This is a genomic window from Pseudomonas sp. TH49 (assembly GCF_016650625.1).
Lineage (GTDB): Bacteria > Pseudomonadota > Gammaproteobacteria > Pseudomonadales > Pseudomonadaceae > Aquipseudomonas > Aquipseudomonas fluorescens_H.
Map to the genome: position 1 here is coordinate 2,436,267 of NZ_JAEKFL010000002.1, position 25,935 is coordinate 2,462,201.

The window sequence follows — 25,935 nt, forward strand, 5'->3', positions numbered from 1 at the left end:
CTCTTACGCCGCTAACGCTGCCTGGGCTTGGCGCACCACCGCCGCCAGTCGCTTGAGCCCTTCATTCAGACGCGCCGGATCGATGTGGCTGAAGTTCAGGCGCAGATGCCCGTGATGGTTGTCCGGATCCGCAAAGAACGGCTCACCGGGCATGAACGCTACGTCGCTGGCCAGCGCGGCGTTGAGCAGCGTTCGCGTATCCAGCGGTTGCTTTAGCGTCAGCCAGAAAAACAGCCCGCCCTGCGGCATGTTCCAGTGCGCCAGATCAGAGAAATGCGTTTCCAGCGCTGACTGGAAAGCATCCCGGCGCTGTCGGTAAAAGCCGCGCAACTCGCTCAGGTGCTGCTGATATTTTCCACTGCCGATCCACTGAAGCGCCTGCCACTGGCCGATGCGGTTGGTGTGCAGATCCGCCGATTGCTTGAGCTTGAGCAAATGCGGGAACAGGTCCGGACTGGCGATCAGGTAGCCGACGCGCAAACCCGGCAGCAGGGTTTTCGATACGGTGCCGGTGTAGATCCAGCTGGCTTTGTGCAGGCGCCCGGCAATCGGTTTGGCGCTGCCGCCGTCGAAAGTCAATTCGCGGTACGGCTCGTCTTCGATCAGGGTCACGCCGAATTCATCCAGCAACGCGGCGACGGCAGCGCGCTTGGCTTCGCTGTAGCGCACGGCGGAGGGGTTCTGGAACGTCGGGATCAGGTAGATGAACGCCGGGCGATGTTGCTCAAGGCGACTGCGCAGTTGAGCGAGATTGGGGCCATCGGATTCTTGCGGCACGGTCAGGCATTCGGCGCCGAACAGCTGGAAGATCTGTAGCGCGGCCAGGTAGGTCGGCGCCTCCAGAAGAATTTCGGTGCCCTTGTCGATGTACAACTTGGCCGCCAGATCGAGGGTCTGCTGGGAACCGCTGACCACCAGCACCTGACTCGCCTCGCACGCCAGGCCCAGGGCCCTCGCCTCCGCCGCCAGCGCTTCACGCAGCGCCGGCTCGCCCTCGCTCATGCCGTACTGACCCAGCGCCAGCGGCATCTCGGACCATTCGACATTCGGCAGCATGGCTTCGGCGGGCAGGCCACCGGCGAACGACATCACCTCCGGGCGCTGGGCGGCGGCGAGGATTTCACGGATCAGAGAACTTTTAAGGCGCGAGACACGTTCGGAAAAAGCCATGGGAGTCACCGGTAGCGAGGCTGGAGAGATTTGAGTCAAACTGCTTGACCGAAACTACGACAGCTTGAGCGAGTACGTCAACATGCTTGACCTTAAAAGCCCCGCCAGCCAGCAACAGGCGATGGAAGCGTTTTTCTTCGGCTATCAGGCGTTCACCGCCAAGGCCGATGAAATGCTGGAGCGCCGCGGTCTGTCCCGGGTGCATCAGCGGATTGTATTTTTCATCGCGCGTTATCCGAATTTGAGTGTGAAGGAGTTGCTGGGATTGCTCGGCGTAAGCAAACAGGCGCTGAACATGCCGTTGCGCCAACTGCAGGAAATGCACCTGGTGGACAGCGTGGCGTCGGCGGCGGACAAGCGTAAGCGTCTGCTGGAATTGACCGTGGAAGGTGCGAAGTTCGAGCAGGCGTTGCGCCGCGAGCAAGTGAAGTTGCTCGAGCGGGTGTTTGCCGAGGCTGGGGAGGCGGCGGTGAATGGCTGGCTGGCGGTGAATATGGCGCTTGGGAACACTCAGTCACCTCTCGATTGACTGGACTGGCCTCTTCGGGAGCAAGCCCCCTCCCACAGGGTTCTGCTGGTTACCCATGATTGGGGTCCACTGGAGATCCACTGTGGGAGGGGGCTTGCTCCCGAAGGGGCCAGAACAAACGATATATCCCTATCGCCTGACGTTTCGTAAACAAAACCAAAAACAATATTTGCTTTATTTGTACACAAAAGCATAATCCACTGCGTGCGAGTTCCTGACCGCATGGTCAACAAATTCGCGTATGCCTCAAAGGGCTGCTGCCACCCCTCATGGGTCCGGCCCTGGAAATAACAATAAAACTCTTGAGGAGTACTCGCTGTGGAAAGCCGCAAATCCGAAGCATCGACGCTGGAACTCTCGCCGCCCTTACGCACAGGCGTGCTGGAGCGCATCTTCAAACTCAGCTTGCATGGCACCACGGTGAAGACCGAGCTGATTGCCGGTCTGACAACCTTCATCACCATGGCCTACATCATCTTCGTCAACCCGAACATCATGGCCGATGCCGGGATCGATCACGGTGCAGCCTTCGTCGCCACCTGCATCGCCGCCGCGCTCGGCTGCCTGCTGATGGGTCTGTACGCCAACTGGCCGGTGGGCCTGGCGCCGGGCATGGGCCTCAACGCATTCTTCACTTACACCGTGGTCGGCACCATGGGCTACAACTGGGAAACCGCGCTCGGTGCGGTATTCGTCTCCGGCGTGCTGTTCATGATCCTGACCTTCTCGCGGATTCGCGAATGGCTGCTCAACAGCATCCCGGTCAGCCTGCGCTTTGCGATGGGCGCCGGTGTCGGTCTGTTCCTCGGGCTGATCGGCCTGAAGACCGCCGGCATCGTCGTCGACAGCCCGGCGACGCTGATCAAACTCGGCTCCCTGCGCGAGCCCGGCCCGCTGCTCGCCGCGATCTGCTTCCTGATGATCGCGATCCTCAGCTACCACAAAGTGTTCGGCGCGATCCTCATCAGCATCATCACCGTGACCCTGGCCGGTTGGGGCCTGGGCATCGTGCACTACTCGGGCATCATGTCGACCCCGCCAAGCCTGGCGCCTACGTTCATGGCGATGAACATCGCCGGTGTGTTCAACGTCAGCATGATCAGCGTGGTCCTGGCCTTCCTCTTCGTACACATGTTCGACACCGCCGGCACCCTGATGGGCGTGGCTCAGCGCGCCAATCTGGTCAACGCTGACGGGCGTATCGAAAACCTTTCCCGCGCGATGAAAGCCGACAGCGCCTCCAGCGTCTTCGGTGCGGTGGTCGGCGTTCCTCCCGTCACCAGCTATGTTGAAAGTGCCGCTGGCGTAGCAGCTGGTGGTCGGACTGGTCTTACCGCAGTCACCGTGGGTGTGCTATTTATAGCCGCGATGTTTTTCGCGCCACTGGCCGGCATGATTCCGGCTTACGCCACAGCCGGTGCGCTGATTTATGTCGCAATGCTGATGATGGGCGGCATGGCGCACATCGAATGGGATGAGGCCACTGACGCCATCCCGGCGATTGTCACCGCGATCATGATGCCGCTGACCTTCTCGGTCGCCGATGGCATTGCGCTGGGCTTCATCACCTACGTGGCGCTGAAGGCCGGCACCGGCAAGCACAAGGAAATTTCCGTCAGCCTGTGGGTGCTCTGCGCGATCTTCATCGCCAAGTTCATCTTCTTGTAAGCGTCACGCGGTTCAAGCGTCAAAACAGCCTCACCCTCGCGGGTGGGGCTTTTGCACATTCTTGAGTACAACAAAAAAAGGAGCAAAGTGATGAGTCTGGAAACCTGGCTGCTGTTCAGCGGCGCTGCATTGGTGGTGATCCTGATTCCGGGGCCGCTGTCGTTGTTGATGATCAGCAACAGTCTGAACTACGGCTTGCGCCGCTCTTACCCGGCATTTCTCGGCGGCGTGATCGCCTCGATCTGCCTGCTCAGTGCCTCGGCGCTGGGGCTGGGCGCCCTGCTGCTGGCGTCGGAACAACTGTTCAGCGCTCTGAAAATCGTCGGCGCGCTGTACCTGTTCTATCTCGCCTGGCAGAGCTGGCAGCAATCGCGTCAGCCAGCGGTCGGTGCCGAAGTGCCACAAGCCGCACCAGTTCCACGCTTTCGCACACTGTTCGGGCGCGCCTTTGTCCTGGGTGCGAGCAATCCGAAAGACATTCTGTTCTTCGCCGCGTTTCTGCCGCAGTTCCTCAGCGCACAACAGCCGTTCCTGCCGCAGTTGCTGATCATGATTGCGACGTGGGTGGTGCTGGATCTGTGCTGCAAACTGGCTTACGGGTTGGGCGCGCATGGTGCGGCGCAGTATCTGCGTAGCGGCAAGGGACAGAGCTGGTTCAATCGGGTGAGTGCCGGGTTGTTCAGCGGTGCCGGGGCTGCTTCTCTGTTGAGCCGCTGACAGCAAAAGCTTCGCGAGCAAGCCCGCTCCCACAAGGGAATGCATTGCAAATGTGGGAGCGGGCTTGCTCGCGAAGGCGTCAGATCAGACAACACTTTCCTCCAGGCGAAAAAAAGCCCGCAGTGTGAGCGGGCGAAAGACCAAAGAAGCTATATGCGCAGTCGCTTCCCGGTGGGGGCAGCTGCTTGGGGGTCAGCTGCCCCGATAGGTGGAATAGCTGTAAGGCGAGATCAGCAGTGGTACGTGGTAGTGATCCTGTTCGGCGGAGATGCCGAAACGCAGCACCACCACGTCGAGGAACGCCGGTTCCGGCAACTGAACGCCACGGGCGCGGTAGTAATCGCCAGCGTGGAACTGCACCTGATAGACCCCGGTGCGGTAGTCATCGCCTTGCAGCAGCGGCGCATCGACCCGGCCATCGCTGTTGGTTATCGCACTGGCGACCAATTCCAGGTGCGAACCTTCGACGCGGTACAGCTCGACCTTGATCGAGCTGCCCGGGCAACCGTGTGCAGCGTCCAAAACGTGTGTTGTCAAACGTCCCATTGATTCTGCGCGCCTGGCCGCAAAGAGCAGTCAGACTTCGCGCCTCCCGAAGTCAGGTAAAAAGGAGACCGCACCGATTCGGAGCACGAAAAGTTGCGGCGAGCGACTGATTAAGACACTTTTCAAAAAAATTGTACACAATAAAAACGACATTTTTCGCATCACCCCCGCCATTCGGGCGTTTACCGCGGATCTGCGCCTAAAGCGCCTGGCTATTGAACCTCACAGCCATTAGCTGACTGATCAGGCAGGTTTCTTGCAGGTTTACGCCATTAGCAGCAAAAGATGACAGTCGGTGAAAAATGCGAAAATTCAGGCTTACAAATTGAGAATAAAGTTGTATACAATCAGCCCATCGCTGTGACGCCAGCCTGTGCATGCCGTTACACAAACCTGTCAACGAACAAGAAGGAAGACTGCAGTGAGCGCTGACTACCCACGCGACCTGATCGGTTACGGCAGTAACCCTCCTCACCCACACTGGCCGGGCAATGCCCGCATCGCCCTGTCGTTCGTGCTCAATTACGAAGAAGGCGGCGAACGCAACATCCTGCACGGCGACAAAGAATCTGAAGCCTTCCTCTCGGAAATGGTCGCTGCCCAGCCGCTGCAAGGCGCGCGCAACATGAGCATGGAATCGCTTTACGAGTATGGCAGCCGCGCCGGCGTCTGGCGGATCCTGAAACTGTTCAAGGAATTCGACATTCCACTGACCATCTTCGCCGTGGCCATGGCCGCCCAGCGCCACCCGGACGTGATCCGCGCGATGGTCGAAGCCGGTCATGAGATCTGCAGCCACGGCTACCGCTGGATCGACTACCAGTACATGGACGAGGCGCAGGAGCGCGAGCACATGCTCGAAGCGATCCGCATCCTCACCGAACTCACCGGCGAACGCCCACTGGGCTGGTACACCGGCCGCACCGGCCCGAACACCCGTCGCCTGGTGATGGAAGAAGGTGGTTTCCTCTACGACTGTGACACCTACGACGACGACCTGCCCTACTGGGAACCGAACAACCCGACCGGCAAGCCGCACCTGGTGATCCCGTACACCCTCGACACCAACGACATGCGCTTCACGCAAGTTCAGGGTTTCAACAAGGGCGACGACTTCTTCGAATACCTCAAAGACGCATTCGACGTGCTCTACGCCGAAGGTGCCGAAGCGCCGAAGATGCTCTCGATCGGTCTGCACTGCCGCCTGATCGGCCGTCCGGCGCGTCTGGCCTCGCTCAAGCGCTTCATCGAATACGCTAAAAGTCATGAACAGGTGTGGTTCAGCCGTCGCGTCGACATCGCACGCCACTGGCACGCAACCCACCCGTACCAAGGGGCCGCCAAATGAGCCACTTTCAAACCCTGCAACCGTCGACCCTGAGCCGCGACGCCTTCGTCAAAGCCTTCGCCGACATCTACGAACATTCGCCATGGGTGGCCGAGAAGGCCTACGACCTGGGCGCGGACGCTTCGATCGACGAGATCGAAACCCTGCACCAGCGCATGAGCGACATCCTGTTGAGCGCCGATCACGCCAGTCAACTGGCACTGATCAACGCTCACCCGGACCTGGCCGGCAAAGCCGCCGTCCAGGGCCAATTGACCGAAGCCAGCACCAATGAACAGGCTGGCGCCGGTATTCACCAATGCACGGCCGAAGAGTTCCAGCGCTTCACCGAGCTGAACGACGCCTACAAGGCCAAGTTCAAGTTTCCCTTCATCATGGCGGTAAAAGGCAGCAACCGGCATCAGATCCTCGCGGCGTTCGAAACGCGCATTCACAACTCGGTCGACACCGAATTCAAATGCGCGCTGGCGGAGATCAACAAGATCGCCCTGTTCCGTTTACTGACTCTTTAGCAAGCCTGGCCCGAGCATGTCAGACGCGGAGAATGCCCAGGGCCTCGCAAGCATCCCCAGCCAACTTATTAAAGGCAGACAAGAAGAATGAAAGCTTACGCCGTACCTTTCGAGAAGTTCGTCAACCTGGCCGATGCCCGTCTGGGCACCAAAATCATTTCGGTCACCGATGACTGGTTCGCAGACGCCAATCGTCTGTTTCAGCCGACCCCGGCCGTGTGGAAGGAGGGTGTGTTCGACGACAACGGCAAGTGGATGGACGGCTGGGAATCGCGTCGCAAGCGCTTTGAAGGCTACGACAGCGCGGTGATCCGTCTGGGCGTACCGGGCTCGATCAAAGGCGTGGACATCGACACCTCATTCTTCACCGGCAACTTCCCGCCATCGGCCTCGCTGGAAGCGTGCTTCCTGGCCTCGGGCGAGCCGGACGAAAACACCCAGTGGACTGAAGTGCTGTCGGCCGTCGAGCTGCAAGGCAACAGCCACCACTACCACGAAATCAGCAACGACCAAGCGTTCAGCCACCTGCGCTTCAACATCTACCCGGACGGCGGTGTCGCCCGTCTGCGCGTGTACGGCATTCCGTTCCGCGACTGGTCGGCTGTTGGCGACAACGAGCAAGTCGACCTGGCTGCAGCCCTCAACGGTGGCCGCGCCCTCGCCTGCTCCGACGAACACTTCGGCCGCATGAGCAACATCCTCAACCCGGGCCGTGGCATCAACATGGGCGACGGCTGGGAAACCGCACGTCGTCGTACCCCGGGCAATGACTGGGTGATCGTCGCGCTGGGCCACCCGGGCGAGATCGAAAAAATCATCGTCGACACCCTGCACTTCAAGGGCAACTACCCGGACACCTGCTCGATCCAGGGCGCGTTCGTCAAGGGCGGCACCGACAGCCAGATCGAAACCCAGTCGCTGTTCTGGCGTGAACTGCTGCCGAGCCAGAAGCTGGAAATGCACGCCGAACACACCTTCGTCGAGCAGATCAAGGCACTGGGCCCGATCACCCACATCCGTCTGAACGTGTTCCCGGATGGTGGTGTGAGTCGCCTGCGCGTTTTGGGCAAGGTCGCGAAGTAATGCTGAGTCTGTAGGAGCTGCCGCAGGCTGCGATCTTTTGATCTTGATCTTAAAAGCCAAATCAAAAGATCGCAGGCTTCGCCAGCTCCTACAGGGATCGCGCAAGACGCACTGACAAGTTGAACAACACAGAATTCGGAAAAGAACAGCATGCGCACACTAACGATTGAACCGCTGACCAAAGAAGCCTTCGCCCCCTTCGGTGACGTGATCGAAACCGACGGCAGCGACCACTTCATGATCAACAACGGTTCGACCATGCGCTTCCACAAACTGGCGACGGTCGAAACCGCTACGCCTGAGGACAACGCGATCATCAGCATCTTCCGCGCCGATGCGCAGGACATGCCGCTGACCGTGAGCATGCTGGAACGCCATCCGCTGGGCAGCCAGGCTTTCATTCCGCTGCTCGGCAACCCCTTTCTGATCGTGGTCGCGCCACTTGGCGATGAACCTGTATCAGGCTTGGTCCGCGCCTTCGTCACCAACGGCAGGCAGGGCATCAATTACCATCGCGGCGTCTGGCACCACCCGGTGCTGACGATCGAAAAGCGGGATGACTTCCTGGTGGTTGATCGCAGTGGCACAGGCAATAACTGCGATGAGCATTTTTTCAAAGAGGATGAGCGTTTGATCCTCGCCCCCCACCAATAAGAGAAGGTCTGATCACCCGACAACAAGGGTGACAGGCGAGAGGTAAAGACTGTGGAAGCACATCTGTTGGAATGGCTGAACCTGAGCGTGCGCTGGGTTCACATGATCACTGGCGTGGCCTGGATCGGCGCGTCGTTCTACTTCGTCTGGCTGGAGAACAACCTCAACCGCGTCAACCCGAAAACCGGTCTTGCCGGTGATCTGTGGGCAATCCACGGCGGCGGTATCTATCACCTGGAAAAATACAAACTGGCCCCACCGTCGATGCCGGAGAACCTGCACTGGTTCAAATGGGAAGCCTACTTCACCTGGATGTCGGGGATCGCGCTGCTGTGCGTGGTGTTCTACTCCAACCCCGTGCTCTACCTTGTAGCACCCGGCAGCGGCCTGACCGGCCCTGAAGGCGTGGCCATCGGCATCGGTTCGCTGATCGCTGGCTGGTTCGTCTACGACTTCCTCTGCGATTCGCCACTGGGCAAAAAACCTGCTCTGCTGGGCTTCATCCTGTTCGTGCTGATCATCGGCGCGGCGTATGGCTTCAGCAAGGTGTTCAGCGGTCGTGGTGCGTACCTGCACGTCGGCGCGATCATCGGCACCATCATGGTCGGTAACGTGTTCCGCATCATCATGCCGGCGCAACGTGCACTGGTCGCGGCCATCGCCGAGAACCGCACACCGGACCCGGCGCTGCCAGCCAAGGGCCTGCTGCGTTCGCGTCACAACAACTACTTCACCCTGCCGGTGCTGTTCATCATGATCAGCAACCACTTCCCGAGCACCTACGGCAGCCAGTACAACTGGTTGATCCTGGCCGGGATCGCGGTGTTGGCGGTGTTGGTACGTCACTACTTCAACACCCGTCACGACAGCCACAAGTTTGCCTGGACTCTGCCAGTGGCAGCGGTGGGCATGATCACCCTGGCGTACGTCACCGGCCCTGCGCCGATGCCGACCGCACCGGACGTGGCCAAGGCACCCGCGAAAATCGAGTACCAGCCACTGCCGGAAACGGCACTGGGCGGTGGCGCGAAACCGGCTGAAGCGGCGGCACCTGCAGCGCCAGCAGCAGCCCCTGCTGCGGCACCGGCGCAAGCGTCCAACGCAGGCCCTGCGTTCGACAAGGTGCACAACGTGATCCAGGAACGCTGCGCGGTCTGCCATTCGGCCAAACCGACCAGCCCGTTGTTCAGCGCGGCACCTGCCGGTGTGATGTTCGACACCCCCGAGCAGATCCGCCAGAACGCGGCGCGGATCCAGGCGCAAGCCATCACCACGCAGATCATGCCACTGGGCAACATCACGCAGATGACCCAGCAGGAACGTGACCTGATCGGTGCATGGATCGCGCAGGGAGCCCAGACCAACTGAGCCAGACAAAAGCCTGTGTAAAAGCAGGCTTTTGTGGCGAGGGAGCTTGCTCCCGCTGGGTCGCGAAGCGGCCCCTCTCTTTGCCTGAAGAGCAGGGAATGCTGCGCAGTCCAGCGGGAGCAAGCTCCCTCGCCACAGACCTGATGCAAAGAAACAGCTGTGAGCAACCCAACAGCTGTTAATCACAAGAATAAAAAAGATCCGAGGTGTTGCATGTCCGAGCTGTCCAAAGCGCGCATCCCCGACGCACCCGCCATTCAGCGTTTGCCCCTTTTGCAACTGATCCTGGTCGGTTTGCAACATGTTCTGCTGATGTACGGCGGTGCCATCGCGGTGCCGCTGATCATCGGACAGGCCGCTGGCCTGAGTCGTGAAGAAATCGCCTTCCTGATCAACGCCGACCTGCTGGTCGCCGGTATCGCCACCATCGTCCAGTCGCTGGGTATCGGCCCGATGGGCATCCGCATGCCAGTGATGATGGGCGCCAGTTTCGCCGCCGTCGGCAGCATGGTCGCCATGGCCGGCATGCCCGGTATCGGTCTGCAAGGGATCTTCGGTGCAACCATCGCCGCCGGGTTCTTCGGCATGCTCATCGCGCCGTTCATGTCCAAGGTCGTGCGTTTCTTCCCGCCGCTAGTGACCGGCACAGTCATCACCTCGATCGGTCTGTCGCTGTTCCCCGTGGCCGTGAACTGGGCCGGTGGCGGCGCCGCCGCTGCGCAATTCGGCTCGCCGATTTACCTGGCCATCGCCGCCCTGGTGCTGGCGACCATTCTGTTGATCCACCGCTTCATGCGCGGGTTCTGGGTGAATATTTCCGTGCTGATCGGCATGTGTTTCGGCTACGTACTTTGCGGCGCGCTCGGCATGGTCGACCTGAGCGGCATGGCCAGCGCGCCATGGGTTCAGTTCGTCACCCCGCTGCACTTCGGCATGCCGAAATTCGAACTCGCGCCGATCCTGTCGATGTGCCTGGTGGTGGTGATCATCTTCGTCGAGTCCACCGGCATGTTCCTGGCGCTGGGCAAGATCACCGGCCAGGAAGTCTGCCCGCGCATGCTGCGTCGCGGCTTGATGTGTGACGCGGCTGCATCGTTCTTTGCCGGGTTCTTCAACACCTTCACCCACTCCTCGTTCGCGCAGAACATCGGCCTGGTGCAGATGACCGGCGTGCGCTGCCGCTCGGTGACCATCGTCGCCGGTGGTCTGCTGATCGTGCTGAGCCTGCTGCCGAAAGCGGCGTTCCTGGTGGCGTCGATTCCACCGGCGGTGCTTGGCGGTGCAGCGATTGCGATGTTCGGCATGGTGGCGGCTACCGGGATCAAGATTCTTCAGGAAGCCGACATCGGTGACCGTCGTAATCAATTGCTGGTGGCGGTGAGCATCGGCATGGGCCTGATCCCGGTGGTGCGTCCGGAGTTCTTCGCGCACTTGCCGATGTGGATGAGCCCGATTACCCATAGCGGCATCGCCATGGCCACGCTCAGCGCGCTGACCCTGAACTTGCTGTTCAACATCCTCGGCGGCGCCGAACGCGCAGCGATCAACGACTGCCACGCGCATCAGCATTAACAGCAACACCGATTTAACCCTGTGGGAGCGGGCTTGCTCGCGAAGAGGCCGTGTCAGTCACCAACCCTGTTGAATGACACACCGCTTTCGCGAGCAAGCCCGCTCCCACAGGGACAAGCAAACAGCTCTGCGCCTTAAAAATAAAAACAAGAGGGAGCAACAGATGATTCGCACGCAAACCAACGTTCTGTTGAGTGGCGGCCTGCTGGCCGCGAGTCAGGCCATGGCCGGCGATTTACTGCTGTGGCAGACCAACAGCCTGAGCTACCTGTACGGCAAGAACTTCGCGATCAACCCGTCGATCCAGCAGACGGTGACGTTCGAGCACGCTGACAAATGGAAGTACGGCGACAACTTCCTGTTCGTCGACAAGATCTTCTACAACGGCCAGGACGACCGCAACAAAGGCCCGCACACCTACTACGGCGAATTCACTCCGCGCTTCTCGTTCGGCAAGATCTTCGACCAGAAACTCGAGTTCGGCCCGATCAAGGACGTGCTGCTGGCGATGACCTACGAGTACGGCGAAGGCGACAGCGAGGCCTACCTGATCGGCCCCGGCTTCGACCTCAAGGTGCCCGGCTTCAACTACGTGACCCTGAACATCTTCCGCCGCCACACCGAAGGCCCGCGCCCTGGAGACGGTGTGTGGCAGGTCACCCCGGGCTGGTCGTACAGCGTTCCCGTGGGCAATTCCGATCTGCTGATCGACGGCTATCTGGACTGGGTCGTCGACAACGACCAGAACTCGCGCGGCACCTACCACGCCAACCTGCACATCAATCCGCAGATCAAATACGACCTGGGCAAAGCCCTGGGCTGGAGCCACAAGCAACTGTACGTCGGCACCGAGTACAGCTACTGGAAGAACAAGTACGGAGTCGAAAGCAGCCATAACCTCGACACCAACCAGAACACCGCCAGCCTGCTGGTGAAGGTGCACTTCTAAGATGGCCCGCAACCGTGCCCCATACCTGTCGTCGGTGCTCTGTTGCGGGGCACTTGAGACCTGGCCGAGGAGTCAGTATTCTCCGCGGCCTCTTGAATTCGGTCTAAAAAAAAGCCCGGATTTAATTCCTGACCGAAGAGTCAACTTATCCCGGCCCCGGTCAGTACCGAGGCATCCCGAAAACCCGCTCAATCGACTGTTTTTCAGCAGCCGAACGGGCGTTTTTTTGCTTTCTGAAAGCCTTGGCCCAGCTCTTGCTATCACCAGCGAAGCTGACCGATCGGATGACTTTTGCAGCAACGAAAAAAGGCGCCACACCAGAGCGCCGATCTTAAAAAAATAAACGTGGAACACCTACTTTGGGAGCAACCGAATGAAACGTATGTGCACCAGCCTGATGCTCGCGGGATCGATGTTGGCCGGGGGTCAGGCCATGGCCGATGGCCTGCTGCAATGGCAGAACAACAGCCTGACCTACCTCTACGGCAAAGACTTCAAGGTCAACCCGGCGATCCAGCAGACCGTCACCTTCGAACACGCCGACGCCTGGAAATACGGGGATAACTTCCTGTTCGTCGACAAGATCTTCTACAACGGCAAGGACGACGCCAACGTCGGCCCGAACACCACTTATGGTGAGTTCCAGCCACGCATCTCGCTGGGCAAGGTGCTGGACCAGAAGATCGAATTCGGCCCGATCAAGGACGTGCTGCTGGCGATGACTTACGAGTTCGGTGAAGGCGACGTCGAGTCGTACCTGATCGGTCCTGGTTTCGATCTGGCGATCCCGGGTTTCGACTACTTCCAGTTGAACTTCTACCAGCGCCACACCGACAGCTCGCGTCCGGGTGACAACGTCTGGCAGATCACTCCGGTCTGGTCCTACACCATTCCGGTCGGCAGCTCGAACGTGCTGATCGACGGCTACATGGACTGGGTGGTCGACAACGACGTCAACAACAAGGGCGAGTATCACGCCAACCTGCACTTCAACCCGCAGGTCAAATACGACCTGGGCAAGGCCCTGCATTTTGGCGAGAAGCAGCTGTACGTCGGTGTTGAGTACGACTACTGGAAAGACAAGTACGGGATCGAAGACTCCCGTGGCTTTACCACCAATCAGAACGTGACCAGCTTCCTGGTGAAGTTCCACTTCTGATCCTGGTATCAGTGGCGTCTGCAAGGACGCCTTCGCGAGCAAGCCCGCTCCCACACTGGTTTTGTGACCGACACAGAACCAATGTGGGAGCGGGCTTGCTCGCGAATGGCCGCACCGCAAATCTCAGGCCGGCACCACCGCTTCGCTGATACCCAGAAACCGGCACAACTCTTCACGCTTGGCCAACGCATCGCGCCGTCCCAGGTCGATCAGCTCGCTGCAATACCCCGCCTCGAACAGCAGATAGCTCAACACCCCCGCCCCACTGGTCTTGGTCGCACCCGGGCCGCGCAGGAACAGGCGCAACGCCGCCGGCAACTCCTGGCGATGCCGCGCCGCGATTTCATCGATCGGCTGACTCGGCGCAATCACCAGCACCTCCACCGGCGCCACGCCCAACTCACGAGTCGGTACGCCCTCGGGCATCAGGTGACTGAACTGGTTCAGACGCTGCAGCAACTCGATGTCGCTCTCCAGGCTGTCGATGAACGTGCTGTTGAGCAGGTGCCCGCCAATCTGCGCCAGAGTGGGCTGCTGACCGGTGTAGGAGCGCTCCAGCGGTTGCTGAGGATCGAAACCGCGCGGGTTGCCGCTGACGCCCACCACCAGCACCCGGCTCGCGCCCAGGTGCAGCGCCGGGCTGATCGGCGGCGATTGGCGGACTGCGCCGTCACCGAAATATTCCTCGCCGATTTTCACCGGGGCGAACAACAGCGGGATTGCTGAACTGGCCAGCAAGTGGTCCACCGACAACTGCGTCGGCACACCGATACGGCGATGCCGCAACCATGCATCGATCTTGCCGCCGCCCTGATAGAACGTGACGGCTTGCCCCGACTCATAACCGAACGCGGTCACCGCCACCGCATGCAACTGCTCGCAGGCAATGGATTCGGCAATGCCGGACATGTGCAGTTTTTCGTTGAGTAAATCGCGTAAGGGCGAGCTGTTGAGCAGCGCCACCGGCAGGTGGCGGCCCATACCCAGCAGGCTGTGACTGACGAAACGGCTGGCCTGACGGATCACCCCCGGCCAGTCGCTGCGCAGCACCCGATGGCTGCGAAAGCCCTGCCAGAACAGCGTCAGGCGTTCGATGGCCGCGCGAAAATCGGTGGCGCCACTGGCCAGGCTGACCGCGTTGATCGCCCCGGCCGAAGTGCCGACGATCACCGGAAACGGATTGTCCGCACCCAGTGGCAGCAATTCGGCAATCGCCGCCAGCACCCCCACCTGATACGCCGCCCGAGCCCCGCCGCCGGAAAGAATCAAACCTGTGACCGGTTCAGCTGGGCTCATCGCAACGCTCCATGGTGCTTGAAAGGGTGAGTGAATCAGCCGCGCCGTTTAGGGTAAAGCTTCGGCTCACCCGGTGGACGGCTCTTGAACCGGCGATGCGCCCACAAGTATTGCTCAGGGCAGGCGCGCAACGCACTTTCCACCCACTGGTTGATGCGGATGCAGTCGGCCTCTTCGGTTTCACCTGGGAAGTCTTCCAGCGGCGGATGAATCACCAGTTTGTAACCGCTGCCGTCGGCCAGACGTTCCTGAGTGAACGGCACCACCAGCGCCTTGCCCAGCCGGGCAAACTTGGTGGTGGCGGTCACGGTCGCCGCCTGAATGCCGAACAACGGCACGAAGATGCTTTGTTTGGCGCCGTAGTCCTGATCCGGTGCGTACCAGATCGCCCGGCCCGAACGCAGCAGCTTGAGCATGCCGCGCACATCGTCACGCTCCACCGCCAGCGAATCGAGGTTGTGCCGTTCGCGGCCACGACGCTGGACGAAGTCGAACAACGGGTTCTTGTGCTCGCGGTACATGCCGTCGATGGTGTGCTGCTGACCGAGCAGCGCCGCACCGATTTCCAGGGTAGTGAAGTGCGCGGCCATGAGGATCACGCCTTTGCCTTCACGCTGGGCCTGTTGCAGATGCTCCAGGCCTTCGACGTGGGCCAGCTTCGCCAGACGCTCACGCGACCACCACCAACTCATCGCCATTTCAAAAAACGCAATGCCGGTGGAGGCGAAGTTTTCCTTGAGCAGGCGTTTGCGCTCGGCGGCGGATTTTTCCGGGAAGCACAGTTCAAGATTGCGCTTGGCGATGCGCCGCCGGTCGCCGGCCACGCGATACATCAATGCGCCCAGAATACGACCGATCGTCAGTAAAACCGCATACGGCAACTGCACGACCAGCCACAACAACCCCAGACCGCACCAGAGCGGCCAGAAGCGGGGAGAAAGAAAGGCTCTTCGAAAACGCGGGCGATCCATTAAAGCTTCCGTAAATTCAGTGGCCGCGCATTCTACATTGTTCGACCCGGCTTGCGGCTCGCGGGCGTTCTCGTTATAAGTCTCGGCACTTTTAGTGACAAGCCGTTGTATGCCGATATGAGCCAAAACGAATCGCCAGATCAAGATCCTGTGTTCCAGTTGAAGGGCAGCATGCTGGCCATTACGGTGCTGGAGTTGTCCCGTAACGACCTCGACAGCCTCGATCGGCAACTGGCCGCCAAAGTCGCCCAGGCCCCGAACTTCTTCAGCAATGCCCCGCTGGTCCTGGCGCTGGACAAACTGCCGCCGGGCGAAGGCGCGGTCGATCTGCCCGGTCTGATGCGCGTGTGCCGCCAGCATGGCCTGCGTACCCTGGCGATCCGCGCCAGTCGCATCGAAGACATCGCCGCCGCCATCGCCATCGACATCCCGGTGCTGCCGCCGTCCGGCGCCCGTGAACGACCGCTGGAAGCCCCGGAACCGGAAGTCAAAAAGAAGCCGGAAAAGCCGCCGGAGCCGACCGTCAAACCGACCCGTGTAATCACCACGCCAGTACGTGGTGGCCAACAGATATACGCCCAGGGTGGCGATTTGGTCGTGGTTTCCTCGGTCAGTCCGGGGGCGGAACTTCTTGCCGATGGCAACATCCATGTATACGGCCCGATGCGCGGTCGTGCGCTGGCCGGTGTCAAGGGCGACACCAAGGCGCGGATTTTCTGTCAGCAATTGAGCGCTGAACTGATCTCCATCGCCGGGCATTACAAGGTTTCCGAAGATTTGCGCCGCGATCCACTGTGGGGCTCCGGTGTACAGGTCAGCCTGTCGGCCGACGTGTTGAACATCATTCGGCTTTAACGGATACTGCCGCATTTTCCAAGCATCTCTAAAACGTAGCGAAAACGGCTCAAACGAAGTAGGAAAAAGGATCAAGGAGCGTTTGCCCCCGGCAAGTGCGACTTGCGCCGAACTCCAGCCAAGGCTGTCCGACTGCAGTAGTTTTCAAGAGATGTTTTTCAGGGGCTAAAAAGTCCTTCTTCCTTAGGGGTGAAACACCTTGGCCAAGATTCTCGTGGTTACATCCGGCAAGGGTGGTGTGGGTAAGACCACCACCAGCGCCGCTATCGGTACCGGCCTCGCTCTGCGCGGCCACAAAACAGTGATCGTCGACTTCGACGTGGGCTTGCGTAACCTCGACCTGATCATGGGTTGCGAGCGTCGCGTGGTGTACGACTTCGTCAACGTGGTCAACGGCGAAGCCAACCTGCAGCAGGCCCTGATCAAAGACAAGCGCCTGGAAAACCTCTACGTGCTGGCCGCCAGCCAGACCCGCGACAAAGACGCGCTGACCGTCGAAGGCGTGGAAAAAGTCCTGATGGCGCTCAAGGAAGACTTCGACTTCGTGGTCTGCGACTCCCCGGCGGGCATCGAGAAAGGTGCGCACCTGGCCATGTACTTCGCCGACGAAGCGATCATCGTGACCAACCCGGAAGTGTCCTCGGTACGTGACTCCGACCGCATGCTGGGCCTGTTGGCCAGCAAATCGCGTCGCGCCGAAAACGGCGAAGAGCCGATCAAGGAACACCTCCTGCTGACCCGTTACAATCCGCAGCGCGTCAGCGATGGCGAGATGCTGGGCGTCGAAGACGTGAAGGAAATTCTGGCCGTGACCCTGCTGGGCGTCATCCCTGAGTCGCAAGCGGTCCTGAAAGCTTCCAACTCGGGCGTCCCGGTGATTCTCGACGACCAGAGCGATGCCGGTCAGGCGTACAGCGATGCCGTTGATCGTCTGCTGGGCAAAGAAAAAGAACATCGTTTCCTCGATGTTACGAAGAAGGGATTCTTCGAGCGCCTGTTTGGAGGTAGGTAATGAACCTTTTTGACTTCTTTCGTGCCAACAAAAAGCCAAGTACCGCCTCGGTAGCGAAAGAGCGTCTACAGATCATCGTGGCGCATGAGCGCGGCCAGCGCAGCACGCCGGATTACTTGCCAGCCTTGCAGAAGGAACTGGTCGACGTGATCCGCAAGTACGTCAACATCGGTAACGACGACGTACATGTTGCACTGGAAAGCCAGGGCAGTTGCTCGATTCTGGAACTCAACATCACCCTGCCAGATCGCTGAGTCGATCCGGCAGGAACGGCGGCGGCTCAGGGCCATTCCCCTTGCGGAATGGCCCTGAGCCGCCGTTGGCATTTGTTACGAGGCTGTTTTAATGCCGCTGTCCAACATCCGCATCATTCATCAGGACGCCGCCGTACTGGTGGTCGACAAACCGACGTTGCTGCTCTCGGTGCCCGGTCGCGCCGACGACAACAAGGACTGCCTGATCACTCGCCTGCAGGAAAACGGCTACCCCGAAGCGCGCATCGTCCATCGCCTGGACTGGGAAACCTCCGGCATCATTCTGTTGGCCCGGGACCCCGATACCCATCGCGAACTGTCCCGCCAGTTTCATGATCGTGAAACCGAAAAAGCCTACACCGCCCTCGCCTGGGGTCAGCCGGAACTGGACAGCGGCAGCATTGACCTGCCGCTGCGCTACGATCCGCCGACCAAACCGCGGCACGTGGTCGACCACGAATTCGGCAAGCATGCACTGACCTTCTGGCGCGTGCTTGAGCGTTGTGGCGATTGGTGCCGCGTGGAACTGACGCCGATTACCGGTCGCTCGCACCAGTTGCGCGTACACATGCTGTCCATCGGTCACCCGCTGCTGGGCGACGGCCTCTACGCCCACGAACAGGCCCTGGCGGCGTGGCCTCGCCTGTGTCTGCACGCGAGCATGCTGAGCTTCACCCACCCGCAAACCGGCGAGCGTCTGCGCTTCGAATGCCCGGCACCGTTTTAAGCGTTGCCTGAGCGGCAGCGCTTTTTTTTGTACAAGGATTTTGTTTTCGGATGAGTTGTATTGATTCCCTGGTAACACCCCCCAAGAAAGTTCGTCATCAGCTGCTTTACCTGGTTTACGGCAATCAGGATGTATACCGGCGCGAAGCCAAGTTCAGCATCCTGACCGCGCTGTCCCAAGCCAAAAACGGCGACCGGCCGGCCATCAGGATTCTCACCGATCGCCCCGAGGACTACGCCGGCTGGCCGGTCGACACGGTGTTGCTGGACGAAGCGACCCAGACCCGCTGGCAAGGCACTCATGGCTATCACCACCGACGCAAGGCCTGCGCCATCGCCGCCGGCATGCAGTGGGCGGAAAAGACCTTGTTCGTCGACACCGACACCCTGTTCACCCGTCACCCGAGCCAACTGTTCAAATTCATCGAGCCGAACCGCTCGGTGATGGATCGCTTCGAGTACAACTGGAAAGATGTGCACCAGCGCAGCGACTATCAGAAACTCGGCCGCGATCTGCGCATGCATGGTGTGACGCCGGATAACGGTTTCAAGCTCTACAACAGCGGCTTGTGCGGCGTGACCGACAGTGATTCTGCTCTATTCGAGGAATCGATCCGGCTGATCGATGAATGGACACTCGGCGGCTTCGAAATCCACACCATCGAACAGATCGCCCTGTCGTACGCCATGCGCGAGCGTCAGGTGATAGAGGCGCGCAAACACGTTTACCACTACTTCGCGGAAAAACGCTTCTTCCACGCGATGCAGACGTACTTCTTCTCCCAGCACGGCGAGCAGTTCAGCCAGCGCTTGGTGGATCTGTGTACCGACGTGCCACGGGTCAAACCGTTCCCGTCGGCCTGGCGCCGATTGAAAATCAAATGGAAGCTGCGCAATCAAAAAGGTGCGTTGCGCAAGGTCGGTCGCGATCTGCTGTACGGCAGCGCTGCGCCGGAAGATCCGTACTACAGCGTTTGCCGGCACGAATGGTGGGAATGCGCCTCGCGGGAAATTCTGCGCTGGGACGAGAGCCAGCAGAAAAAACTGCTGAGCCAGAAGTCTTGGCCGCAACAGTTGCCGCGTCCGGATAAACCGGAAGATGAAAAAGTCATCATGAACTATTTGAAAAAACGCGTAGCCGCCCGCTGATCCACATCACTCCCTGTGGGAGCGGGCTTGCTCGCGAAAGCGGTGTGTCATCCAAAAAATCTGCATCTGACCCACCGCTTTCGCGAGCAAGCCCGCTCCCACCCCGATCCTGTCCAGATTCAATTCCCGGGCCGATGCGTTAAACTCGCGCCCATTGCTGTCTGGAGCTTCTTATGCGCGAAGAGTTGAACCAAGGCCTGATCGACTTTCTCAAGGCCTCCCCTACCCCGTTCCACGCCACTGCCAGCCTTGTCCAGCGTCTGGAGGCCGCCGGTTATGTGCGCCTCGACGAGCGCGAGCCGTGGACTACCGAGGCCAACGGCCGCTACTACGTCACCCGTAACGACTCCTCGATCGTCGCAATCAAAATGGGCCGCAACTCGCCGCTGCACGACGGAATCCGTCTGGTCGGCGCCCACACCGACAGCCCCTGCCTGCGGGTCAAGCCTCAACCGGAACTGCAACGTCAGGGTTTCTGGCAACTGGGCGTTGAAGTCTACGGCGGCGCGCTGCTCGCGCCGTGGTTCGACCGCGACCTGTCGCTGGCCGGCCGCGTCACCTTCCGTCGCGACGGCAAGGTCGAAAGCCAGCTGATCGACTTCAAGGCACCGATCGCGATCATTCCCAACCTGGCGATTCACCTCAACCGTGAAGCCAATCAGGGTTGGGCAATCAACGCGCAGACCGAGCTGCCACCGATCCTCGCGCAGTTCGCCGGTGACGAGCGCGTCGACTTCCGCGCCGTACTGACCGATCAACTGGCCCGCGAACATGGCCTGAACGCCGACGTGGTGCTGGATTACGAACTGAGCTTCTACGACACCCAAAGCGCTGCGATCATCGGCCTGCACGGCGACTTCATCGCCGGTGCGCGCCTGGACAACCTGCTGTCGTGTTACGCCGGCCTGCAAGCCCTGCTCACCGCCGACACCGAAGAAACCTGCGTGCTGGTGTGCAACGACCACGAAGAAGTCGGCTCCTGCTCGGCCTGCGGTGCCGACGGCCCGATGCTCGAACAGACCCTGCGTCGTCTGCTGCCCGAAGGTGACGAGTTCGTCCGCACCATCCAGAAATCGCTGCTGGTCTCGGCCGACAACGCTCACGGCGTGCATCCGAACTACGCCGAGAAGCACGACGCCAACCACGGCCCGAAACTCAACGCCGGCCCGGTGATCAAGGTCAACAGCAACCAGCGCTACGCCACCAACAGCGAAACCGCCGGGTTCTTCCGCCACCTGTGCATGGCCGAAGAAGTACCGGTGCAGAGCTTCGTGGTGCGCAGTGACATGGGCTGCGGCTCGACCATCGGCCCGATCACCGCCAGCCACCTGGGCGTGCGCACCGTGGATATCGGCCTGCCGACCTTCGCCATGCACTCGATCCGCGAACTGTGCGGCAGCCACGACCTGGCGCACCTGGTCAAAGTGCTGAGCGCGTTCTACGCCAGTCGCGAATTGCCGTAAAAGCTGAAAAGCTTCGCGAGCAAGCCCGCTCCCACATTGGAATGCATTTCAACCTGTGGGAGCGAGCCTGCTCGCGAAAGCGGCAGTCCAGACAACACAATTTCATCATTGGACTGACTCAATTCTGATACACATCAGAACCGCTCCGCCAAAAGCGACCTAGACTTACATCATTCATTTCGACAAGGCAGTCTCCATGATTTCGATGTCCTCCTTCCACGCCATGCTCATTCCGATCCTGAGCGGGATGATCCTGCTGGCGATCGGCTTCAACTTCCGCGACAAGAACGCCGGCGTCTTTGCCATGTGGGTCGGCATGCTGATGATCCTGGCCACCGTGGTCTACAAGATCCTCGCCAAACTCAACGAATAAATCCGCGCCCGGCTCGCATTGATTCTGGCCGCCTCGTACACTCGCTCAATTCGCCCCTTTGCGAGGTTGACCGCCTAGTGTTCGCTCGTCTGTTTGCTCTGCCCTGCCTGTTCCTTGTCTGCCTGATGACGCTGCTGCCGCTGGCCCCTGCCCATGCGGCCGGTTTGCCGGGCCTGCTCAACACCACCAAGACCCAGCCCGAGGCGCAAGAGCCGCTGGGGCAGTCGCTGGATGAAGTCATCAAGTCGCTGGAAAACGACAAGCAACGCGCCCAGTTGCTGACCGATCTGAAAAAGCTGCGCGACGTCACCAAGAAAGCCCAGGCCTCACCGGAAGAAGGTGTGCTGGGGCTGATCGGCGGCACCCTGGCCAGTTTCGAACAGCAGTTCTCCGGTGCCGACAGCCCGCTCACCCGCTGGTCCAATGAATTCGATCTGGCCAAGGACGAACTCGACGCCCTGATGCTGCCGGCCAGCGAATGGCTGCCGATCATCTTCGGCTTCGCGGTGATCCTGATGGTCTGGAGCCTGCTCGCCGCCGCGCTGATCTGGCTCGGTCACCGGGTGCGCATGCGCTTTGGCCTGACCGAAGAACTGCCGCAACACCCCAAGGCCCTCGACATGCTGCGCTTCGCCCTGCGCAAGCTCGGCCCATGGCTGATCGCATTGGTCATCACCGTTTACATGAGCTATGCGCTGCCCTCGTCATTGGGCAAGAGCCTGGCGATGGTGCTGGCTTATGCGCTGGTGGTCGGCACCTGTTTCTCGGCGATCTGCGTGATCGCCTTCTCGCTGCTCGACGGCCCGCACCGGCATCGGGCGCTGTACATCCTGCGGCATCAGGCGTTCCGTCCGTTGTGGCTGATCGGCAGCTTCGCCGCATTCGGTGAAGCACTGAGTGACCCGCGCCTGGTCGAAGGCCTCGGCGTGCACCTGGCGCACACCACCGCAACCATCACCAATGTCCTCGCGGCGCTGTTCACCGGTCTGTTCATCCTGCGTTTCCGCCGGCCGATCGCACATCTGATCCGCAACCAGCCGTTGTCCCGCCGCCTGACCCGCCGCGCCCTCAGCGACACCATCGATATCCTCGGCACCTTCTGGTACGTGCCGGCGCTGGTACTGGTCGAGATCTCGCTGTTCGCCACCTTCGTCTCCGCCGGCGACACCAGCACCGCCCTGCGTCAGTCGCTGATCTGCACGGTGCTGCTGGTGATGTGCATGGTGATCAACGGCCTCGTCCGCCGTCACTCGCTCAAACCGCAGCGCGGGCCGAAGCGTCATGCGCTGTATTCGGAACGCCTGAAAAGCTTCTTCTACACCCTCGCCCACCTGTTGGTGTGGCTGACCTTCATCGAACTCGGCCTGCGCGTGTGGGGCAAGTCGCTGATCGGTTTTGCCGAGGGCGAAGGGCATGACGTCAGCGTCAAACTGTTCAGCCTGATCGGCACACTGATTTTCTCCTGGCTGATCTGGATCCTCGCCGACACCGCCGTGCATCACGCCCTGACCCGCTCGCGCAAAGGCCTGGCCAATGCCCGCGCACAAACGATGATGCCGCTGATCCGCAACGTGCTGTTCGTGGCGATTTTCATCATTGCGCTGATCGTCGCCCTGGCGAACATGGGCATGAACGTCACCCCGCTGCTGGCCGGTGCCGGTGTGATCGGTCTGGCCATCGGTTTCGGTGCACAGTCGCTGGTGGCGGACCTGATCACCGGCCTGTTCATCATCATCGAAGACTCACTGGCCATCGACGATTACGTCGACGTCGGCGGCCACCTCGGCACCGTCGAAGGCCTGACCATCCGCACCGTGCGCCTGCGCGACATCGACGGCATCGTCCACACCATCCCGTTCAGCGAAATCAAAAGCATCAAGAACTACTCGCGGGAATTCGGCTACGCGATCTTCCGCGTGGCGGTGCCGTACAACATGGAAATCGACGACGCGATCAAACTGATGCGCGAAGTCGGCCAGAAAATGCGCACCGACCCGCTGCAGCGGCGCAACATCTGGTCGCCGCTGGAGATCCAGGGCGTGGAAAGCTTCGAGTCCGGCAGCGCGATTCTTCGCGCGCGGTTCAAGACTGCGCCGATCAAACAGTGGGAAGTTTCGCGGGCGTTCAACCTGTCGCTCAAGCGTCATCTGGACGAAGCTGGACTGGATCTGGCGACGCCGCGGATGAGTGTGCAGGTGATTACGCCGGGCGCGGAGCACAAGAAGGAAAACTGAACCTGAGCGTGCCCCTATTGGCTGGTAGTGCCAATAGGGGGGGAGTTTCTATTGATCTTTGAAACCAGGTTTACCGTTAGCGGAGCGCCACTTCTTCACCTCGACTATAACTTTCTCAGGCCCATCCTTACCTTCTTCCGGGTAGTAGATCAAATCTGAGCCAGAAGGATGGTCAACCAGCCGCTTAAACTCAAGAATGGCAGCAATTTGCTGTTTTTCTGTACGAAACCCTGAGTTATAGATTTTTCTGACAAACTCAAGAAAACTTTCTTCACTCATTTCCTGTATCGATTTCACATCAAAGCCCTTTATGAATTTCAATATGCGCCTTAGGGGTGACAATACTTATATTGTCAGCATTATATAAATCCCCACCCTCTGCCAACCCCATCTTATGATGCAGTTCGTACTTCACTCTTGCTCCCACAGAATCACTCTCCCTTACTACCGGAGCTTTTCCTTTTTTCATTTCGCTTAAACTCGCCGCATTAAACAACTCAGCTAACCTTTCCTCGTGGAAAACAGCCTTCCACAATCTCTCTCTAAAAGCTCTGAAGCTTTTGAACTGCCTCCCTCTCAACTTCTCAGCGATCTCCGATGGAATGGCCGCCCCCTCACCTTGCGCAGCCGCCTCAAGCCATCGACCCACAACCGGCTCGCCATAGCCGCTGGCCACTCCCGCGTCATTCCGACGATCCCGGAACATGACGTACTGCGGTGGCAGCCCCGACTCCGGCGGGAAGACGAGAATGAAGTCGTCGAAGTGAATGTTGCCTGGGACGGGATAGGTATCGATCCGCCCTTCAATCGGGACGAGATTGCCGCCGAAGTATCGTGGTGGAGCTGACTCCTCGGCGGGCAACTGCGTTGAACTGTCGGTCGGCGCAACTATTGGCGTCCAGACCACGGTTGTTGGCGGAAGATCAGTAAGCGTGGTGTCGTAAGTGTTATCCCCGGGGTTATAGCCCGCTGCAATCACCCGCACACCGGAAGGGAGTCTTTTGCCGCCTACCGGAACAACCAGCAGTTCCGCCAGATTGCCTGTCAATGGCCGGGGACTTAAACGTACTGGTAAATCCAGCAATGCCCTTTCGCTTGCCAGCCTGTGCAGATCCGGCATAGGCCCGGGTAACAGGTCCGATAACGGATGGCTAAGCAAGAAGCGCTCGGGCAACTCACCATTGCCCAGTGTCGGTGAGTAGATGAACGCACCCACACCCACCATCAGGCCCGGCGCCGCTCCTGCAGCCAGTCCAGCCAACTCCCCGACCGCCGAGCGAATGGCGGCAGCTAATCCCGCCATCAGGTTGTCAGCAATGGCCACCGCGCCACGGGATGTCGCAAAGACCAACTGGGCGTTGGCGACATTGCCCTGAAGGCGCAGGGGTATGCCATGACCCAGACTTGGTCGCTGGTCTTCAAGCGAACGATTGGCCTGTTCGACTTCTTCCAGTCGGCGCTTTTCCTCTGCGAGCCTGTGTGCTTCAGCTTCCGCCTCAAGCGCTGCCCGTTCCTCGGCGAGCTTCTGCTCCCGGGCGTGCGCCGCCAAACGGGCTTGCTCTTCTGCCACTCGCTTGATTTCATCGGCGGCGGCAATACGCGCTAACTCTTCCGCCATCCGGCGCGCTTGATCCTGTGCTGCACGGACCTGTTCCTGAGCAAGCTGCTGGGCGTGTTCCGCCGCCAACCGCGCCTGCTCCTGGGCAATTCGCGCAGTCTCTTGCGCTTGTACGACGGTAATGACCTCCCTGACCCTTGCGGATTGAGTGTTTAACAAGCCAATGCCTTCAACCAGCAACTTGGCGTTAAACAATGCACTGTAGGCTTGCCGCACAGTGGCGCCGGAGCCTCGCCGATTTACCTGTGGCAGGCGGCCGCTGTTATAAAACCTTTCAACTTGTGCATGACCGAATCGCTGAATGGCGACATCCTGTGTCGACAACAGAGCCGTGTATTTGCGGACAATCAGTGAATCTCTAAAGCGCATCTCTCGCGCTAAGGCCTCTAGCGGAGGGAGTGGAACTGAATCACCTCCATTTCTGACATTCGCAAGTTCAACTTCAAGTACTTCAGCAAGGCTTTCGGAAAAAGACTTGTAAGCACTTTCCATGTCCAGAATTTCATCAAGCGGGGCGAAATCAACATTTCGCCCCGAACCATCACCCCTCCCTAAGTAATGTATATATACATCTTGTTTATCCGGGTTCACCTCTGTCACTGGAAGCGTTATTCCATTACGCAGCATTTATATATCCTCCCTGGATTATTCGCGCCGTCGTTTCCTGGCAAACGAAATCGACAACTTGTCGACCACATCGCCTGGACTG

Annotated in this window: 25 protein-coding genes; 19 read left to right on the forward strand and 6 right to left on the reverse strand. The window is 59.9% G+C overall.

Annotated elements, in window-relative coordinates; all coding sequences use genetic code 11:
* Positions 1-3: 3 nt before the first annotated feature.
* Positions 4-1,170: an aminotransferase-like domain-containing protein gene (locus tag JFU48_RS28005; RefSeq protein WP_201138325.1), complete on the reverse strand. Its 1,167-nt coding sequence runs from the start codon at positions 1,168-1,170 to the stop codon at positions 4-6.
* An 82-nt stretch (positions 1,171-1,252) separates the two neighbouring features.
* On the opposite strand from JFU48_RS28005, the gene JFU48_RS28010 reads away from it, so the two are divergent.
* From JFU48_RS28010 to JFU48_RS28020, 3 genes are all read left to right on the forward strand, one after another.
* Positions 1,253-1,699, forward strand: coding sequence for a MarR family winged helix-turn-helix transcriptional regulator (locus tag JFU48_RS28010; RefSeq protein WP_045122353.1), 447 nt, complete (start codon positions 1,253-1,255; stop codon positions 1,697-1,699).
* A 318-nt stretch (positions 1,700-2,017) separates the two neighbouring features.
* Entirely contained in the window at positions 2,018-3,367 is a 1,350-nt protein-coding gene (locus JFU48_RS28015) for an NCS2 family permease (protein ID WP_201138326.1), read from the forward strand.
* A 90-nt stretch (positions 3,368-3,457) separates the two neighbouring features.
* Positions 3,458-4,084: a LysE family translocator gene (locus JFU48_RS28020; RefSeq protein WP_201138327.1), complete on the forward strand. Its 627-nt coding sequence runs from the start codon at positions 3,458-3,460 to the stop codon at positions 4,082-4,084.
* Positions 4,085-4,276: 192 nt separating this feature from the next.
* Here the strand turns inward: JFU48_RS28020 and uraH are convergent, their stop codons facing one another.
* Entirely contained in the window at positions 4,277-4,630 is a 354-nt protein-coding gene (uraH, locus tag JFU48_RS28025; protein WP_003223171.1) for a hydroxyisourate hydrolase, read from the reverse strand.
* Between the two features lie 421 nt (positions 4,631-5,051).
* Here uraH and puuE point away from each other — a divergent pair, with 421 nt between their 5' ends.
* The 8 genes from puuE (at position 5,052) to JFU48_RS28065 (ending at position 13,275) form a co-directional block, all read left to right on the forward strand.
* Positions 5,052-5,978 (forward strand): allantoinase PuuE, encoded by a 927-nt coding sequence (gene puuE / locus JFU48_RS28030; RefSeq protein WP_003223169.1) that lies wholly within the window; start codon positions 5,052-5,054, stop codon positions 5,976-5,978.
* Positions 5,975-6,490 (forward strand): 2-oxo-4-hydroxy-4-carboxy-5-ureidoimidazoline decarboxylase, encoded by a 516-nt coding sequence (uraD, locus tag JFU48_RS28035; protein ID WP_201138328.1) that lies wholly within the window; start codon positions 5,975-5,977, stop codon positions 6,488-6,490. Before puuE ends, uraD begins: the two co-directional genes overlap by 4 nt.
* 87 nt (positions 6,491-6,577) lie before the next feature.
* Entirely contained in the window at positions 6,578-7,573 is a 996-nt protein-coding gene (alc, locus tag JFU48_RS28040) for an allantoicase (protein WP_003223166.1), read from the forward strand.
* A gap of 150 nt (positions 7,574-7,723) precedes the next feature.
* Entirely contained in the window at positions 7,724-8,227 is a 504-nt protein-coding gene (locus tag JFU48_RS28045; protein WP_007960046.1) for an ureidoglycolate lyase, read from the forward strand.
* Positions 8,228-8,278: 51 nt separating this feature from the next.
* Positions 8,279-9,595 (forward strand): urate hydroxylase PuuD, encoded by a 1,317-nt coding sequence (locus tag JFU48_RS28050; RefSeq protein ID WP_201138329.1) that lies wholly within the window; start codon positions 8,279-8,281, stop codon positions 9,593-9,595.
* Between the two features lie 213 nt (positions 9,596-9,808).
* Positions 9,809-11,167, forward strand: a complete 1,359-nt coding sequence (locus JFU48_RS28055) for a nucleobase:cation symporter-2 family protein (protein ID WP_201138330.1) — start codon at positions 9,809-9,811, stop codon at positions 11,165-11,167.
* A gap of 163 nt (positions 11,168-11,330) precedes the next feature.
* Entirely contained in the window at positions 11,331-12,116 is a 786-nt protein-coding gene (locus JFU48_RS28060) for an outer membrane protein OmpK (RefSeq protein ID WP_201138331.1), read from the forward strand.
* Between the two features lie 373 nt (positions 12,117-12,489).
* Positions 12,490-13,275 carry an outer membrane protein OmpK gene (locus JFU48_RS28065; protein WP_003223156.1) on the forward strand — a complete coding sequence of 262 codons (786 nt, stop codon included), beginning with the start codon at positions 12,490-12,492 and terminating at the stop codon, positions 13,273-13,275.
* Between the two features lie 123 nt (positions 13,276-13,398).
* Here JFU48_RS28065 and JFU48_RS28070 read toward each other — a convergent pair whose 3' ends face one another.
* Positions 13,399-14,571 carry a patatin-like phospholipase family protein gene (locus JFU48_RS28070; RefSeq protein WP_201138332.1) on the reverse strand — a complete coding sequence of 391 codons (1,173 nt, stop codon included), beginning with the start codon at positions 14,569-14,571 and terminating at the stop codon, positions 13,399-13,401.
* Between the two features lie 35 nt (positions 14,572-14,606).
* Positions 14,607-15,542, reverse strand: a complete 936-nt coding sequence (locus tag JFU48_RS28075) for a lipid A biosynthesis lauroyl acyltransferase (RefSeq protein WP_103485989.1) — start codon at positions 15,540-15,542, stop codon at positions 14,607-14,609.
* A 117-nt stretch (positions 15,543-15,659) separates the two neighbouring features.
* Here JFU48_RS28075 and minC point away from each other — a divergent pair, with 117 nt between their 5' ends.
* From minC to JFU48_RS28115, 8 genes are all read left to right on the forward strand, one after another.
* Positions 15,660-16,397, forward strand: coding sequence for a septum site-determining protein MinC (gene minC / locus JFU48_RS28080; RefSeq protein WP_045122352.1), 738 nt, complete (start codon positions 15,660-15,662; stop codon positions 16,395-16,397).
* 199 nt (positions 16,398-16,596) lie between these two features.
* Positions 16,597-17,409: a septum site-determining protein MinD gene (gene minD, locus JFU48_RS28085; protein ID WP_003223148.1), complete on the forward strand. Its 813-nt coding sequence runs from the start codon at positions 16,597-16,599 to the stop codon at positions 17,407-17,409.
* Positions 17,409-17,663 (forward strand): cell division topological specificity factor MinE, encoded by a 255-nt coding sequence (minE, locus tag JFU48_RS28090; RefSeq protein WP_003223146.1) that lies wholly within the window; start codon positions 17,409-17,411, stop codon positions 17,661-17,663. The genes minD and minE overlap by 1 nt, the downstream gene beginning before the upstream one ends.
* 91 nt (positions 17,664-17,754) lie before the next feature.
* On the forward strand, positions 17,755-18,390 hold the full coding sequence (locus JFU48_RS28095) for an RluA family pseudouridine synthase (protein WP_003223144.1): 636 nt from the start codon (positions 17,755-17,757) through the stop codon (positions 18,388-18,390).
* 50 nt (positions 18,391-18,440) lie between these two features.
* Positions 18,441-19,538 (forward strand): hypothetical protein, encoded by a 1,098-nt coding sequence (locus JFU48_RS28100; RefSeq protein WP_201138333.1) that lies wholly within the window; start codon positions 18,441-18,443, stop codon positions 19,536-19,538.
* 173 nt (positions 19,539-19,711) lie between these two features.
* Positions 19,712-21,001, forward strand: a complete 1,290-nt coding sequence (locus JFU48_RS28105) for a M18 family aminopeptidase (RefSeq protein ID WP_003223140.1) — start codon at positions 19,712-19,714, stop codon at positions 20,999-21,001.
* Positions 21,002-21,197: 196 nt separating this feature from the next.
* On the forward strand, positions 21,198-21,374 hold the full coding sequence (locus JFU48_RS28110; protein WP_007965354.1) for a hypothetical protein: 177 nt from the start codon (positions 21,198-21,200) through the stop codon (positions 21,372-21,374).
* 77 nt (positions 21,375-21,451) lie between these two features.
* Positions 21,452-23,608, forward strand: coding sequence for a mechanosensitive ion channel domain-containing protein (locus JFU48_RS28115; RefSeq protein ID WP_201138334.1), 2,157 nt, complete (start codon positions 21,452-21,454; stop codon positions 23,606-23,608).
* 48 nt (positions 23,609-23,656) lie between these two features.
* On the opposite strand, the gene JFU48_RS28120 is transcribed toward JFU48_RS28115, so the two are convergent.
* Both JFU48_RS28120 and JFU48_RS28125 read right to left on the reverse strand, forming a co-directional pair.
* Positions 23,657-23,887: a bacteriocin immunity protein gene (locus JFU48_RS28120; protein ID WP_201138335.1), complete on the reverse strand. Its 231-nt coding sequence runs from the start codon at positions 23,885-23,887 to the stop codon at positions 23,657-23,659.
* Positions 23,888-23,906: 19 nt separating this feature from the next.
* Positions 23,907-25,853: an S-type pyocin domain-containing protein gene (locus JFU48_RS28125; RefSeq protein ID WP_201138336.1), complete on the reverse strand. Its 1,947-nt coding sequence runs from the start codon at positions 25,851-25,853 to the stop codon at positions 23,907-23,909.
* Positions 25,854-25,935 lie beyond the last annotated feature (82 nt).